The following is a 14,029-nucleotide window of genomic DNA, read 5'->3' on the forward strand; positions in this document are numbered from 1 at the left end:
GCTGTCAAATTAGGTAATTGACTGAAAAAACCGAAGTAGATTATTGTCAAATTAAAGATGTCTTACGAATAAATCTAAAAGATTTATGAAGAATAGTGGAATGGTTGAGCAAGATTTGCTTAACTGTGGACGTTTGTTGAATAGTGCAGAAGTATTGTATTTAGGAGGTTTTAAAAGTCATACGACATTAATTAAGATGGAGAATGCTGGAGAAATTAAAGTTGCTAGAAGAATTGGTAACCAAAAACGATACGCACCAGCGCACATCAAACAAGTATTTGGTCTGTAGTTACGGTGTCAAATTGTTAACTGATAAGTAAGGTGGTGGATTATTGTTTCAGAGGAGATTTAACTATAATTATTTATAGTATGTGAAAAGGAGGTGTAAGCTTCCTTTTTTTGTATCTGTATATTACGCTGTAAATCACGCTGTTAAAGAAAAAACCCTTGATAATCAATTGAAAATCAAGGGTTTGCAATTTTAAAAGTGGTACCTCCAGGAATCGAACCAGGGACACAAGGATTTTCAGTCCTTTGCTCTACCAACTGAGCTAAGGTACCATTGCCTTAGCGGTTGCAAATATACGTTCATTTTTTAGATTAATCCAAACAATTTTTAAAAAATCTGTTGTATTTTTATTGCTTGAAAAAAAAAGGGATGAACTTAATTATAGATGTTGGAAATTCAAGAGTGAAAATGGCTGTTTTTAATAAGAGCGAATTAATTCATTATGAAATATTTACATATGAAAATTTATTAAAAGAGGCTTTAGCTCTTATTGAAAACTATAAATGTAAGCAGGGAATAATTTCTTTTGTTGGACCCATAAAAAAAAATGAAATTATAGTTTTAGAGTCTAAAATTGACCTGATAATTTTAAATTCTGAAACAAAATTACCTTTTAAAAATTGTTATTCCACTCCAAAAACGCTTGGTGTTGATAGAATTGCTCTTGTTTCCTCTGCAGTTAAAAAGTTTCCTAATGAAAATGTTTTAATTATTGATGCTGGAACTTGTATAACATATGACTTTTTGAATAGTGAAGGTTTGTATTTTGGTGGAGGTATTTCTCCAGGTTTACAAATGCGTTATAAAGCTTTAAATACATTTACAGAGAAATTACCTTTGTTAGAACCATCTTTTCCAAGTAATTATATTGGTGATTCTACGGTAAGTAGCATGCATTCGGGTGTTGTAAACGGTGTTATAAATGAAATTGATGGAACAATCAAAAAGTATAAAGAAAAAAATCAAGATTTAACAGTAGTTTTAACAGGTGGAGATGTTAATTTCTTGTCAAATAGATTAAAAAATAGCATATTTGCCATTCCAAATTTTTTATTGGAAGGATTAAACAGGATTTTGACCTATAATTTAGACTAAATGATAAAAAAAATAATAGTTGTAATAATAACACTATTGATTTCTGTGAGTGGTTTTGCTCAAATTAACAATACTTCGGTCTACTCTTTTTTTGGTATTGGCGATAAAAATAATTCGGCAACTACAGAGCAGTTAAGTATGGGAGGTGTTGGAGTTGCATTGAGTGAAGTACATCGCTTAAACTTATCTAATCCAGCGTCAAATGCATCGTTGAAATTTACAAGTTACACGTTAGGTTTGGTAAGTAAAAATTCGAAAGTTTCACAAAAAGATGATTCGCAAATTGCTTCAGCTACTTACTTGTCTTACTTAGCAATGGGTTTTAATATTGGTAAAAAAGGAGGGCTTTCTTTTGGTATACTTCCAAATACTTCTGTTGGTTACAATTTATTATCAATAAATTCTGATAGCGATGGTAATACTGAAGATACAAGTTATTTTAAAGGAGAAGGTGGTACAAGTAGAGTGTTCTTAGGTTTTGGTTATTCGCCAATAAAAGGTTTAAATTTAGGTTTGCAAGGAGATTATATTTTTGGTAAAATTACCAATAGCATTTTAAATAAAGTTGATGATGCTACTTTAGCAACTAAATATGAAACTGTATCTAATGTTGCTGGGTTTAAATTGAATGCTGGCTTTCAATACACTACAAAAATTAATGAGTTTACCCAAGTATATGCTGGTGGTAATTTTATTTTAGGAAATGATATTGAATCAAAAGAAAAAGAATATTTATATACAGTAAACCCGCTTTCTACAAGTATTGCGAAAGACACTATTTTAAGTAATACTAATTATAGTAATTTAAAAAATCCAATTAAATCCACCATAGGTATTGGTGTTGGAAGAGATAATAAATGGTATGCAGGTGTAGATTATTCATATCAAAAAGCTTCTGAATTAGAAGAAAGTATTTACGAGACACCAAACATTAAATATTCAGATTATAACAGATTTTCAATTGGTGGTTTTTACACACCAAAATACAATTCTATTCTAAGTTATTGGAATAGAGTTACATATAGAGCTGGTTTTTATATGGAGGATTCAGGTTTAAAGGTTGATGGTGATAAAACAGGAGAAAATTTTGAAGAATTAGGTAGTTTTGGCATATCTTTTGGTGTAGGATTACCTGTAGGAAAACAACAAATATCAAATTTGAATTTAGGGTTCGAGTATGGTAAAAGAGGTGAAACTGGAAATAATTTAGTTCAAGAAGACTTTTTTAATTTCAGAATGAGTATCTCACTTGGTGATAAATGGTTTCAAAAACGACAAATTAATTAAATTAAATAAAATAGGACGATGAAAAACATGAAGCAAATTTTAACTTTTATATTTTTTATTGCAACAGCTCCAATTGTTTTTTCACAAGGGGCTGATGAATGTAATATTAAATACAATTTGTTTAAAGGAGAGTACAAGGCAAAGAAGTATGATGAAGCATTTACAAATTGGATGTGGTGTATGGATAATTGCCCAAAACTATCTGTAAACATTTACAAGTATGGTGTAGTTATTGCCAAGCATAAATTTAAAAATGCATCTGCTGCAGAAAAAGAAACAGCAAAAGAATTAGTAAAACGTGTATATATGCAACGTTTAGACCATTTCCCTGCTGATAAGCCAAAGGTATTTAGTGATATGGCAACTTTTATGGCTGCTAATGGAGCTTCAGAAGAAAAAGTTTTTGAATTATTACAACAAGCTTTTGAAATTGATCCTACAGCAATGTCAGGAAAAAATATTTTAAGATATTTTGATGGTGTAATGTCTAGAAATAAAGATACAGACCCACAACTTGTATTTGATACTTATGATGAAGTAATTGAAGGTGTTGAATTAAAAAGAAACTCTTATTTCAAAAAAGTTGATGCTATTAACGCAAAAGATTCTTTAACTTTAAGTGCTAAGGATAAAAAGAATAGAAAAATTTACCAACAAAATTTAAAAGCTTTAATGCAAATCGAATCTGGATTAGATAGTAGATTATCTTCAATTTCAACTTGTGAAAACTTAATTCCTTTAAATAAAAAGAATTTTGATGCTCATAAAGCTGATCCTGTTTGGTTAAGAAGAGCGGTATCAAGAATGTATAACAAAGAATGTACTGATGATCCTTTTTATGATACTTTAGTTGAAGCTTATGTAAAAGCTGATCCTTCTCCGCAAGCATCTGTATTTTACGCTGGTATATTAATGAAAAATGGTGAAACTACTAAAGCTAATGAGTATTTTAAACAAGCAGTAGAGCAAGAACCAAATCCTTATAAAAAATCTGGTTACCTTTTAAAAGTGGCTCAAAATCAAATGAAAAAAGGTAGAAAGTCAGAAGCTAGATCTTATTGCTACGAGGCATTAAAGTATGCACCAAGTAATGGTAGAGCTTATTTATTAATTGCATCTATGTATGCTTCAAGTGCTAACTCTTGTGGAACTGATGTAGTTTCAAAAAGAATGGTGTATGTGGCAGCGGTAAATAAAGCTGTAAAAGCAAAATCTGTTGATCCAAGTGTTTCTGGAATTGCAAATAAATACATTAAAGCATATTCTGCAAACATGCCATCTAAGAAAGATTTATTTGTTGCAGGAATTCCTTCAGGATCTTCACATAAGATTGGATGTTGGATTAATGAAACAGTTAGAGTTCCATAAATTAGATTTAACATATATAATTGATATATTTGTTCAATGACAAAATCAGTTGTAAATATTTTAAAAAACATTGTTATTGTTTTATCAATAACAATGTTTTTTTCATGTACAAATAGTGCGAAAGAAGTGAAGGATTTTTTAGCTGATAAAAACCTTCCTATTGGTGAGGCGTTTCAAGTTGTGCACCAACATACTGATTCGGGTAGAGTTGATGTTAAAATGAGAGCTCCTTTAATGCTTGATTTTAGTAATAGAGAAGATCATCCGTATACTGTTTTTCCAAAGGGAATTACAATTATTAATATTGATAAAAATGGAGATTCTACTACTATAAAAGGTGATTATGCTAAAAGCTATAAAAAAACAGAAGTATCTGAAATAAAAAATAATGTAGTTGTTTTAAATCACGCTCAAAAGAACAAATTGTTAACAGAGCAAATTTATTGGGATCAAAAAACACATTACTTTTTTACTGAGAAAAAATTTGCCTTTTATACTGCAACAGATACTATTTACGGAACCGGTTTTGAGGCAACCGAAGATTTAGAAAATTGGTGGGTAAAAAATCAAACAGGAGTACTATCTATTAGAGAATAAAAATGAAGGGAATTTCAAAAATATTTGAATTAGGTTATTTAATTATAGCCATAGTGTTTTTAGTAGAAACCGTTTTAAAATGGAATGAAGATAGAATGTCTGCTTATTTGACGCTCTTTTTTTCGGTATTAGCCATTTGTATGTATTTTTTTAGAAAGCGGTTTAGGAAAAAAATAGATAACAGTAAATAAATTATATGGAAATTCAAATTGCAGTAATATTAGTTTCGGTTTTATTATCAGCCTTTTTTTCAGGGATGGAAATTGCCTATGTTTCTGCAAATAAATTTCAAATTGAATTAGAAAAAAAGAAAGAAGGAATTATTGCTAAAATTCTTTCTAAAATCACATCAAAATCTTCAAAATTTATTACCACAATGTTGGTTGGTAATAATATTGCTTTAGTGGTTTATAGTTTTTTTATGGGTGAACTAATTATTAGTTTTTTACCGGTAGAATCACTAAATAACTTCACAGTTTTATTAATACAAACCATTATTTCTACCATTTTGATTTTGGTTACAGCAGAGTTTTTGCCAAAAGCTTTGTTTAGAATTTATGCCAATGAGGCGTTGTTAATTTTTGCACCATTTGCATATGTTTTTTATATTCTTTTTCACTTTATTTCTGATTTTATTACTGCAATTTCAGACTTTTTTTTGAAGCGATTTTTTAATTCAACCAATGAGTTGGAGCAAAAGGAATTTAGTAAAGCTGAATTGGGAAATTATATTACCCAGCAACTTGAGAATGCTAAAGATAGTGAAGATGTAGATAGTGAAATTCAAATTTTTCAAAACGCATTAGAGTTTGATAATTTAAAATCTAGAGAAATTATGATTCCTAGAACCGAAATTGTTGCTGTTGAAATAAATGAGAGCATTGCAAATCTAAAAAAGCTATTTGTTCAAACAGGATATTCTAAAATATTGGTGTACAAAGGATCTTTAGATGATGTTTTAGGGTATGCACACGCTTTTGAACTTTTTAAAAAGCCCAAAAATATTCGGTCTATTTTATTACCAGTTGAATTTGTTCCTGAAAGTATGCTAATCAATAACGTATTAAATGTATTGATAAAGAAAAAAAGAAGCATTTCTGTTGTGTTAGATGAGTTTGGTGGAACTTCAGGAATCATAACTATTGAAGATATTGTTGAGGAATTATTTGGTGAAATTATTGATGAACACGATACAGTTGAACTATTAGAAAATTGTATAAATCAACGTGAATTTGAACTTTCAGCACGTTTAGAGGTTGATTATTTAAATGAAACCTACAATCTAAATTTAGAAGAAAACGAAGCTTATGAAACCTTGGGAGGTTTTATAGTATATCATAATGAAGACATTCCAACTCAAGATGAAATCATTAAAATTAACAATCTTAACTTTAAAATGTTAAAGGTAGATTCTTCAAAAATATTAGAAGTTTATCTTAAAGTTTTAGATCAAGAAGATTAAAATATTTTTAGGTTTTCTTTTCCCTTAATTTTACCATTAATATTGGCTATTTCACTTTTATAATTGAATAGTAAATTGTATTTTCGCACACTGTAATTAAACTAAATATAATAATGGCAATTTTATCAAAAATTAGAGATCGTTCAATGTTCCTAATCCTAATTGTAGGTTTAGCGCTTTTTGCGTTTGTATTGGACCCAAGCTCTATTCAAAATTTTTTTAGTGCTAGTAAAGTAAATTCAATTGGTGAGGTAAATGGTCACGAAATTGATCGTGAAGAATTTGCACGTCAGGTTGAATCTTATAGAGCCCAAAGTGGTGGTAGAGCAACACAAATTCAAGCAGTAAATGCTGTTTGGGATACCTTTGTAGGCGAAAAAATATTTGAAACTCAGCTTAATGAAGCTGGAATAGTTGTAGGTGAAAAAGATATTTGGGATGCAATGGTTGCATTACCTGAAATTCAAAGCTCACCTCTTTTCAAAAATCAAGCAAACTTGTTTGATGAAGAAAAATTAAAAGAATACATCGCAAATTTAAAAGACGAAGCTGATTCTGGAAATACAGAAGCTTGGTACAATTGGTTAAATACTGAGAAAAGTATCAAACAAAATTTAGAGCGTCAAGCTTATACCTCATTAGTAGTTGCAGGTCTTGGAACTTCTGTTGAAGAAGGGAAAGAAGATTACTTGTTTAAAAATTCAAGTATTACAGGTCAGTTTGTATATGTTCCTTACTCGTCTGTAGTTGATAGTATTGCTGAAGTTTCTACAAGCGATATTAGAAATTACGTAGTTAGTAACACTAAAAAGTACAAGCCAGAAGCTACACGTTCTTTAGAGTATGTAAAATTTGATATAGTACCTTCTTTGGCTGATGATCAAGCTACAAAAGCTGAAGTTGAAAGCTTTATTAATGATAGAGAAGAATATAGCAATGCTGCAAAAGCTACAGTTAAAATTGCAGGTTTAAAAAATGCAACAGATTATGCTGAGTTTTTAAGTGATAACAGATCTGATTTATCTCTTGATACTGGTTATAAATATAGAAGTCAAGTTGCAAGAACTATTGCTGAACAAGTGTTTAATGCTGAAGTTGGTGATGTTATTGGAGCTTACAAAGAAAATGGATATTACAAAATTTCAAAATTAGTTGAAGTTTTACAATTACCAGATTCAGTAAAATCTAGTCATATTATTATTCCTTACGCTGGTTCTACAAGATCTACTTCTTTAAAATCTAAAGAAGATGCCAAAGCATCTGCAGATAGTATTTTTAAATTGGTTAGAAATAATAAAACTAAATTTACTGAAGTTGCAAATGAAATTAATACAGATGGAACAAAAGGTAAAGGTGGAGACATTGGTTGGATTCGTAAAGACCAAGCGTTTAGTGCTGGTTTCGATAAAGACTTTGCAGATTTTATTTACAAAAATAAAACTGGAAGTATAAAAGTAGTAGAAACTGCTTTTGGATTTCATATTATTAAAATTGAAGAGCAAACTGCATCTAAAAAAGCAGTTAAATTAGCAACATTTGCTCGTTTAATTGAAGCTTCTGAAGAAACTGAAAACAATATTTTTGAGCAAGCTGAAACATTAGCTGCTACTATTGCTGAAGGTAACACTATTGAAGAAGTTGCTGCAGAAAAAGGATTTAACTTAAAATCTGCTTTAAACTTAAAAGCGTTAGATGAAGAAGTTCCTGGTTTAACTAATCAACGTCAAATTGTTACTTGGGCATTTAATTCAGAAAGAAATGTTGGAGATTCTAAACGTTTTGATATTGATGTAAATGGACAAAGAGGATACGCAATTGTTTACCTTACCGAAAAAACTAGTAAAGATGAAGTTGCTTTAAGCCCTGAAATTATTGCTGAAGTTCGTCCGTTATTAATGAACGAGAAAAAAGCTGAAATGATTAGTGATAAACTTTCAGGAGATACTTTAGAAGAGATTGCTGCAAGCGGATCTACAAATGTTAGAAATGCTTCTTCAATTAACTTAGCTAGTCCAATTATTACAGGTGTAGGTAATGAGCCTGCAGTTGTTGGTGCAATGTCAACAATTACATTGAATGAGGTTTCTGAAATGATTCCTGGTGTAAAAGGTGTATTCTTTGTAAAAGTTACAAAGCGTGATCCTCCTATTGATATTGAAAACTATGAGAGCTTTAGAAAAGCAATTGCAACTGGTTTAAAAAGTAGAACATACCAATTATACCAAGTGTTAGAAGAAACTGCTGATATTAATGATAATAGAGCTAGCTTCTTTTAAGAAGTATACGATATAACTTATAAAAAAATCCGAACATGTACTGTTCGGATTTTTTTTATTCAAAAGCAAAAAAAAACCGCTCAATTTAATTGAGCGGTTTCTTATTTATAATGATATGAAAAGGATTATTATCCGTTCATAGAGATTAAAAACTCCTCATTTGAATTGGTGTATTGAATTTTATCTTTAATAAACTCCATAGCTTCTACAGGGTTCATATCAGCTAAATATTTTCTCAATACCCATAAACGTTGCACCGCTTTAGGATCTAATAATAAATCATCTCTACGTGTGCTCGATTTTACTAAATCAATAGCAGGGTAAATTCTTCTATTAGCAATGTTTCTTTCTAATTGAAGCTCCATATTACCAGTTCCTTTAAATTCTTCAAAAATAACTTCATCCATTTTTGAACCAGTTTCAGTTAAAGCAGTAGCTATAATTGATAACGAACCTCCATTTTCTATATTACGTGCAGCTCCAAAAAAGCGTTTTGGTTTATGTAAAGCATTAGCATCAATACCACCAGATAATATTTTTCCTGAAGCAGGAGCCACAGTATTGTAAGCTCTTGCCAAACGTGTGATAGAGTCTAATAAAATAACAACATCATGACCACATTCTACCAATCGTTTTGCTTTTTCAAGTACAATATTAGCTACTTTTACGTGCTTTTCAGCAGGTTCATCAAAAGTTGATGCTACAACCTCACCACGAACGCTGCGTTGCATATCTGTTACCTCTTCAGGTCTTTCATCAATTAATAAAATAATTTGATAAACTTCAGGATGATTTGATGCAATTGAATTCGCAATGTCTTTTAATAACATTGTTTTACCTGTTTTAGGTTGCGAAACAATCATACCTCTTTGTCCTTTTCCAATAGGACTAAATAAATCCATAATTCTAGTAGATAATGTACTAGATTTACCTGCTAAATTAAATTTTTCTTGTGGAAATAATGGTGTTAAGTGTTCAAAAGAAACACGGTCTCTTACCACATTTGGATTTAACCCGTTAATTTTAGAAACACGAATTAAAGGGAAATATTTTTCTCCTTCTTTTGGAGGTCTAACCACACCTTTTACTGTGTCACCCGTTTTTAATCCAAATAATTTAATTTGAGATTGAGATAAATAAATATCATCAGGTGAAGAAAGGTAGTTATAATCTGAAGAACGTAAAAAACCATATCCGTCAGGCATCATTTCTAATACACCTTCACTTTCAATAATTCCATCAAATTCGTATCCAGGATCTTTATAACGGTTTCCTGAATTAGAACGTTGTCCTTTATTATCTTTTGATTGATTTTGATTTTGTTGAGGACGTTTATTTGGCTGATTTTGTTGTCCTTGTTGTGGTTTGTTTTTTTGCTCTGGTTTTTTTACAGGCTGTTTTTTAGGAAGAGGTTTTCTTTCTTCTGTTTCAGTAACTGGTTTTTGAACCGGAGTTTTCACAACTTCATCTGAAACTTTAGCTGTTTCAGCTGTTTTTTCAGGAGTTGTAATATTTAATTTTGTTTGTGCAGGCTTTTTCTGATTAGGGTGTACAGGTTTTTTTACAGGCTGCTTTTTGGGTTGTGGAGCCTTATTTTTCACAGGCTCTGTAGGCTTTGGTAATGCTGTAGCATCACTTTCAGTTGTTTTTGGTTTTAAAACACGTTTGCGCTTAGGCTTATTTTCGGTTTTATTTGTAGGTTTTATAACCTTTGAAGGAGCTGCTGCTTGAATATCTAAAATTAAATAAACTAAATCTAATTTTTTTAATTGGCTATACTTTTTTGCGCCAATATCTTTCGCAATCTCTTGTAATTCAACAAGAGTTTTCTCCTTTAATTGGGAAATTTCAAACATTATGTTATTATGTAAAAATTATTAATGTATTTTATAGTTACTTAAGATTATACTAAGTATTTTAGTGTAAATTAATCTAAGGGTGATTAAGTTGAAAATGTTGTAGTAATTGTATACCACTCTAACGTAGTACATTGCAAATATATAAAATTATTTTATATAACTTCTCTTTATATTTTTAAAATTAAGTGTATTTTTGCATTTCATTAGTACAATTTATGATTCAAAGAATTCAAACAGTTTATTTACTTTTAGCAACGTTGGTATCAGCAGGGTTGATTTTTGTATTTAGTTTATGGGTTGATGAAGCAGGTGTAGACTTTTTTGCTATAGATGCTTTTGGTACAGATAATGTTTTGTTAAAAACAATGTCGGTGTTATTTTTTGTTTCAGCTGCTTGGACATTTTTAGCTATTTTAAAATTTAAAAATAGAAAATTACAATTTGTGTTAGGGCGGTTATCAATTTTGATCAATTTTATTTTATTAGGTATACTCGTATATTTTACACAAAATTTATCTGGAGAAATTACTGTTTCTGAGAAAGGTATTGGGTTGCTTATTCCTATTTTCACTATTGTTTTAGTTGCGTTAGCAAACAAAGCAATTAAAAAGGATGAGGAACTTGTAAAATCTGTGGATAGATTACGATAAATCTAACATCTTAGTATATTTAGTGCAAGGAAAACCATTTCATTATGAAATGGTTTTTTGCATTTATATACTTATCGTTTTGCCAATTCTATAATTTCTAAATTCGAAATTTTATCAGCATTAATTTCAAACCGAAGCATGGTTCTAACTTTATGAAAGCCGTGTTTACCAGCTGCTCCAGGATTCATATGCAGTAAATTTAATTTTTTATCAAACATCACTTTTAAAATATGTGAATGTCCACTTATAAAAAGTGTTGGTGTATGCAGCTTAATTTCCTCTCTAATTCTAGGGTCATATCTATTTGGGTAACCACCAATGTGTGTTATCCAAACGCTAACATTTTCTATGGTAAATTTTAAGTCTAAAGGATACTCACTTCTTATTAAATGATTGTCAATATTACCATAAACAGCTCTTACGGGTTTTAATTTTTTTAGCATATCAATAACTTTAATATCGCCAATATCTCCTGCATGCCAAACCTCATCACTTTGCCGTACATATTTTAAAATTTGATCATCAATATAACTATGAGTGTCTGAAAGTAATAATATTTTTTTCATTGAAAAGTAAAATTCGTAACTCACAAATATGCCTTATATTTGCGGCGTTACAAATTTAGCATTTCAATTGAGATATTTTTTAGAAATAGCATATAAAGGCACAAATTATCATGGGTGGCAGCTGCAGCCTAATGTTGTTACTGTTCAAGAGTTGGTGAATGAAGCCATTTCAACTATTGTTAGATTGCCTATAAATGTAGTAGGAGCTGGTAGAACAGATTCGGGTGTACACGCTGCGCAAATCTTTGCACATTTTGATGTAGATGAAGCATTGGATTTAACCCAATTTAGTTACAAAGTTAATGCACTTTTACCAGCAGATATTGTTGTAAGTAATTGTGTAAAAACAGTAATTGATGCGCACGCAAGGTTTACTGCACTTAGTAGAAGTTATGAGTATCATGTGTATTTAGGAAGAAATCCTTTTGCTATTGAAACGGCGTGGCAATTAAATAATAAAAAGTTAAATGTTTCAAAAATGAATGAGGCAGCTCAATTTTTGCTAACTTACACAAATTTTAAGTGCTTTTCTCGTTCAAATACCAATGTGCATACGTATAATTGTGACGTTTCAAAAGCTGTTTGGAAACAAGATGGAAAATCATTGGTTTTTCATATTACAGCCAATCGGTTTTTAAGAAATATGGTACGTGCAATTGTTGGAACCTTGGTAGATGTGGGTGATGGAAAAACATCTTTAGAAGAGTTTAAACAAATAATAGAAAGTAAAAACAGGTGTAACGCAGGAACTTCTGCTCCAGCACAAGGATTATTTTTAACTGAGGTTACTTATCCAAAAACAATATTTATACATGAGTAAAAAAGTGAATGCAAAAGCTTTTGATGCTAAAATATTTAAGCGCTTAATGGGGTTTGCTAAAAACTATCGTTGGCAATTTGTAGTAGGTACATTATCTGCTATATTATTGTCGTTAGTTTCTGTTGCAAAACCTGTATTGTTACAAGAAATTGTGAATATTTATTTTGAAAGTAAAGACAAAGAAGGCATTTTATACTTTTCATTATTAATGTGTGGTTTTTTGTTTGCTGAAGTATTTTTGCAATTTTTATTTATTTATAAAGTCAATTGGTTAGGGCAGCACATTATAAAGGATATTCGTGTACAATTACACGAACATATGTTGCAATTTAAAATGTCGTATTTTGATAATTCTTCAGTAGGGAAATTGGTTACTAGGTTAGTAAGTGACACGGAAACAATTGCACAATTTTTTGGCGGTGGATTGTTTATGATTATTAGTGATTTTCTTAAAATGTTTGTTGTTGCTATTGTTATGCTTTGGATGAATTGGGAGTTGGCTTTAATTGCATTTACAATTCTTCCAATTTTAGTGTACGCAACCAAGTTGTTTCAAATAGCTATAAAATCGGCTTTTCAAGAAGTTAGAACACAGGTTTCTAATCTAAATGGTTTTGTTCAAGAGCGTGTTACCGGAATGAATATTGTACAACTTTTTAATAGAGAGAAAATTGAATATGACAATTTTGTTAAAATTAATGAAAAGCATAAAAAAGCACACATTAGAACTGTGTGGTATTATTCTATTTTTTTTCCTATTGCTGAGATTTTAACTTCTATTGCAGTAGGTTTAATGGTTTGGTACGGAGGGTTAGATTTAATTAGTAATGGCGCTACCGACTCAGGTGAAATAATAGCTTTTATTATGATGTCTCAAATGTTGTTTAGACCATTACGTCAAATAGCAGATAAATTTAACACCTTGCAAATGGGAATGGTTGCAGGTAATCGTGTTTTTGAAATTTTAGACACTGAAAGTCAAATTGCTAAAACTGGAAATGTTGAGGCAACACATTTTAATGGTGATATTAAATTTAAAAAAGTTCGCTTTAGTTATATTAAAGGAGAAGAAGTTGTAAAAGGAATTTCATTTAACGTAAAAGCAGGTGAAACAGTTGCAATTGTTGGTGCAACAGGAGCCGGAAAATCTACCATTATTAATTTAGTGAATCGTTTTTATGAAATTGATTCAGGTGAGATTTGTTTAGATAATCAAAATATTGAAAAGTACACATTGCCATCTTTAAGAAGAGAGATTGCGGTTGTATTACAAGATGTTTTCTTGTTTTCAGATTCTATTTTTAAAAATATTGTTTTAAGTAATGATACTATTACTTTGGAAGATGTAAAAGAGGCGGCTATAGAAATTGGAATTCATGATTTTATAATGAGTTTACCAAATAATTATTATTACAATGTTAAAGAACGTGGAGCTATGTTATCTTCTGGTCAACGACAATTAATAGCATTTTTACGAGCTTATGTAAGTAAGCCAAGCGTTTTAATTTTAGATGAAGCAACTTCATCAATTGATTCGTATTCAGAAAAGTTAATTCAAGAAGCTACAGATAAAATTACCAAGCATCAAACATCAATTATTATTGCACATCGTTTAACAACGGTAAAAAAAGCTGATAAGATTATTGTTATGGATAAAGGTGAAATTGTTGAGCAAGGTTCACACCAACAGTTATTAGAAAAAGATGGTTATTATAAAAACTTGTACAATATGCAATTTTCAACCGAAATTGCTTCTTAAG

General features: G+C 30.3%; 13 protein-coding genes and 1 tRNA gene. 11 read left to right on the plus strand and 3 right to left on the minus strand.

Annotation, left to right across the window (positions count from 1 at the left end; genetic code table 11):
• Positions 1-85: 85 nt before the first annotated feature.
• Complete coding sequence (locus ACFQ5N_RS06425) at positions 86-289, plus strand: hypothetical protein (protein WP_386808666.1); 204 nt, start codon at positions 86-88, stop codon at positions 287-289.
• A gap of 199 nt (positions 290-488) precedes the next feature.
• Here ACFQ5N_RS06425 and ACFQ5N_RS06430 read toward each other — a convergent pair.
• Positions 489-561, minus strand: a tRNA-Phe gene (locus tag ACFQ5N_RS06430).
• Between the two features lie 97 nt (positions 562-658).
• On the opposite strand from ACFQ5N_RS06430, the gene ACFQ5N_RS06435 reads away from it, so the two are divergent.
• From ACFQ5N_RS06435 to ACFQ5N_RS06465, 7 genes are all read left to right on the plus strand, one after another.
• Positions 659-1,384, plus strand: a complete 726-nt coding sequence (locus ACFQ5N_RS06435; protein WP_386808667.1) for a type III pantothenate kinase — start codon at positions 659-661, stop codon at positions 1,382-1,384.
• A complete protein-coding gene (locus ACFQ5N_RS06440) occupies positions 1,385-2,671 on the plus strand; it encodes a hypothetical protein (protein WP_386808668.1) in 1,287 nt (428 codons plus the stop codon). It begins immediately after the preceding gene.
• Between the two features lie 27 nt (positions 2,672-2,698).
• Positions 2,699-4,039, plus strand: a complete 1,341-nt coding sequence (locus ACFQ5N_RS06445) for a tetratricopeptide repeat protein (protein ID WP_386808669.1) — start codon at positions 2,699-2,701, stop codon at positions 4,037-4,039.
• A 36-nt stretch (positions 4,040-4,075) separates the two neighbouring features.
• The gene (gene lptC, locus ACFQ5N_RS06450) at positions 4,076-4,636 is read left to right on the plus strand and encodes an LPS export ABC transporter periplasmic protein LptC (RefSeq protein ID WP_386808670.1); all 561 of its coding nucleotides are present in this window, start codon (positions 4,076-4,078) and stop codon (positions 4,634-4,636) included.
• Positions 4,637-4,638: 2 nt separating this feature from the next.
• Positions 4,639-4,827 (plus strand): hypothetical protein, encoded by a 189-nt coding sequence (locus tag ACFQ5N_RS06455; RefSeq protein ID WP_386808671.1) that lies wholly within the window; start codon positions 4,639-4,641, stop codon positions 4,825-4,827.
• A gap of 5 nt (positions 4,828-4,832) precedes the next feature.
• Positions 4,833-6,098: a hemolysin family protein gene (locus tag ACFQ5N_RS06460; protein ID WP_386808672.1), complete on the plus strand. Its 1,266-nt coding sequence runs from the start codon at positions 4,833-4,835 to the stop codon at positions 6,096-6,098.
• A 113-nt stretch (positions 6,099-6,211) separates the two neighbouring features.
• The gene (locus ACFQ5N_RS06465; RefSeq protein WP_386808673.1) at positions 6,212-8,374 is read left to right on the plus strand and encodes a peptidylprolyl isomerase; all 2,163 of its coding nucleotides are present in this window, start codon (positions 6,212-6,214) and stop codon (positions 8,372-8,374) included.
• Positions 8,375-8,502: 128 nt separating this feature from the next.
• On the opposite strand, the gene rho is transcribed toward ACFQ5N_RS06465, so the two are convergent.
• Entirely contained in the window at positions 8,503-10,230 is a 1,728-nt protein-coding gene (rho, locus tag ACFQ5N_RS06470; protein ID WP_386808674.1) for a transcription termination factor Rho, read from the minus strand.
• A 218-nt stretch (positions 10,231-10,448) separates the two neighbouring features.
• Here rho and ACFQ5N_RS06475 point away from each other — a divergent pair, with 218 nt between their 5' ends.
• Positions 10,449-10,883 carry a DUF4293 domain-containing protein gene (locus tag ACFQ5N_RS06475; protein ID WP_386808675.1) on the plus strand — a complete coding sequence of 145 codons (435 nt, stop codon included), beginning with the start codon at positions 10,449-10,451 and terminating at the stop codon, positions 10,881-10,883.
• A gap of 71 nt (positions 10,884-10,954) precedes the next feature.
• Here the strand turns inward: ACFQ5N_RS06475 and ACFQ5N_RS06480 are convergent, their stop codons facing one another.
• On the minus strand, positions 10,955-11,449 hold the full coding sequence (locus ACFQ5N_RS06480) for a metallophosphoesterase family protein (protein WP_386808676.1): 495 nt from the start codon (positions 11,447-11,449) through the stop codon (positions 10,955-10,957).
• A gap of 28 nt (positions 11,450-11,477) precedes the next feature.
• Here ACFQ5N_RS06480 and truA point away from each other — a divergent pair, with 28 nt between their 5' ends.
• Together truA and ACFQ5N_RS06490 are read left to right on the plus strand one after the other, a co-directional pair.
• The gene (gene truA, locus ACFQ5N_RS06485) at positions 11,478-12,269 is read left to right on the plus strand and encodes a tRNA pseudouridine(38-40) synthase TruA (protein WP_386808677.1); all 792 of its coding nucleotides are present in this window, start codon (positions 11,478-11,480) and stop codon (positions 12,267-12,269) included.
• Positions 12,262-14,028, plus strand: coding sequence for an ABC transporter ATP-binding protein (locus tag ACFQ5N_RS06490; RefSeq protein WP_386808678.1), 1,767 nt, complete (start codon positions 12,262-12,264; stop codon positions 14,026-14,028). Before truA ends, ACFQ5N_RS06490 begins: the two co-directional genes overlap by 8 nt.
• Position 14,029: the final 1 nt, after the last annotated feature.

Source organism: Lutibacter holmesii, assembly GCF_042679665.1.
Lineage (GTDB): Bacteria > Bacteroidota > Bacteroidia > Flavobacteriales > Flavobacteriaceae > Lutibacter > Lutibacter holmesii.

What these genes read in the sequence shown, in the direction of transcription:
- ACFQ5N_RS06425 (WP_386808666.1), top strand. Translation starts at nt 86, where the DNA reads ATGAAGAATAGTGGAATGGTTGAGCAAGATTTGCTTAACTGTGGACGT.
- ACFQ5N_RS06435 (WP_386808667.1), top strand. Translation starts at nt 659, where the DNA reads ATGAACTTAATTATAGATGTTGGAAATTCAAGAGTGAAAATGGCTGTT.
- ACFQ5N_RS06440 (WP_386808668.1), top strand. Translation starts at nt 1,385, where the DNA reads ATGATAAAAAAAATAATAGTTGTAATAATAACACTATTGATTTCTGTG.
- ACFQ5N_RS06445 (WP_386808669.1), top strand. Translation starts at nt 2,699, where the DNA reads ATGAAGCAAATTTTAACTTTTATATTTTTTATTGCAACAGCTCCAATT.
- lptC (WP_386808670.1), top strand. Translation starts at nt 4,076, where the DNA reads ATGACAAAATCAGTTGTAAATATTTTAAAAAACATTGTTATTGTTTTA.
- ACFQ5N_RS06455 (WP_386808671.1), top strand. Translation starts at nt 4,639, where the DNA reads ATGAAGGGAATTTCAAAAATATTTGAATTAGGTTATTTAATTATAGCC.
- ACFQ5N_RS06460 (WP_386808672.1), top strand. Translation starts at nt 4,833, where the DNA reads ATGGAAATTCAAATTGCAGTAATATTAGTTTCGGTTTTATTATCAGCC.
- ACFQ5N_RS06465 (WP_386808673.1), top strand. Translation starts at nt 6,212, where the DNA reads ATGGCAATTTTATCAAAAATTAGAGATCGTTCAATGTTCCTAATCCTA.
- rho (WP_386808674.1), bottom strand. Translation starts at nt 10,230, where the DNA reads ATGTTTGAAATTTCCCAATTAAAGGAGAAAACTCTTGTTGAATTACAA.
- ACFQ5N_RS06475 (WP_386808675.1), top strand. Translation starts at nt 10,449, where the DNA reads ATGATTCAAAGAATTCAAACAGTTTATTTACTTTTAGCAACGTTGGTA.
- ACFQ5N_RS06480 (WP_386808676.1), bottom strand. Translation starts at nt 11,449, where the DNA reads ATGAAAAAAATATTATTACTTTCAGACACTCATAGTTATATTGATGAT.
- truA (WP_386808677.1), top strand. Translation starts at nt 11,478, where the DNA reads ATGCCTTATATTTGCGGCGTTACAAATTTAGCATTTCAATTGAGATAT.
- ACFQ5N_RS06490 (WP_386808678.1), top strand. Translation starts at nt 12,262, where the DNA reads ATGAGTAAAAAAGTGAATGCAAAAGCTTTTGATGCTAAAATATTTAAG.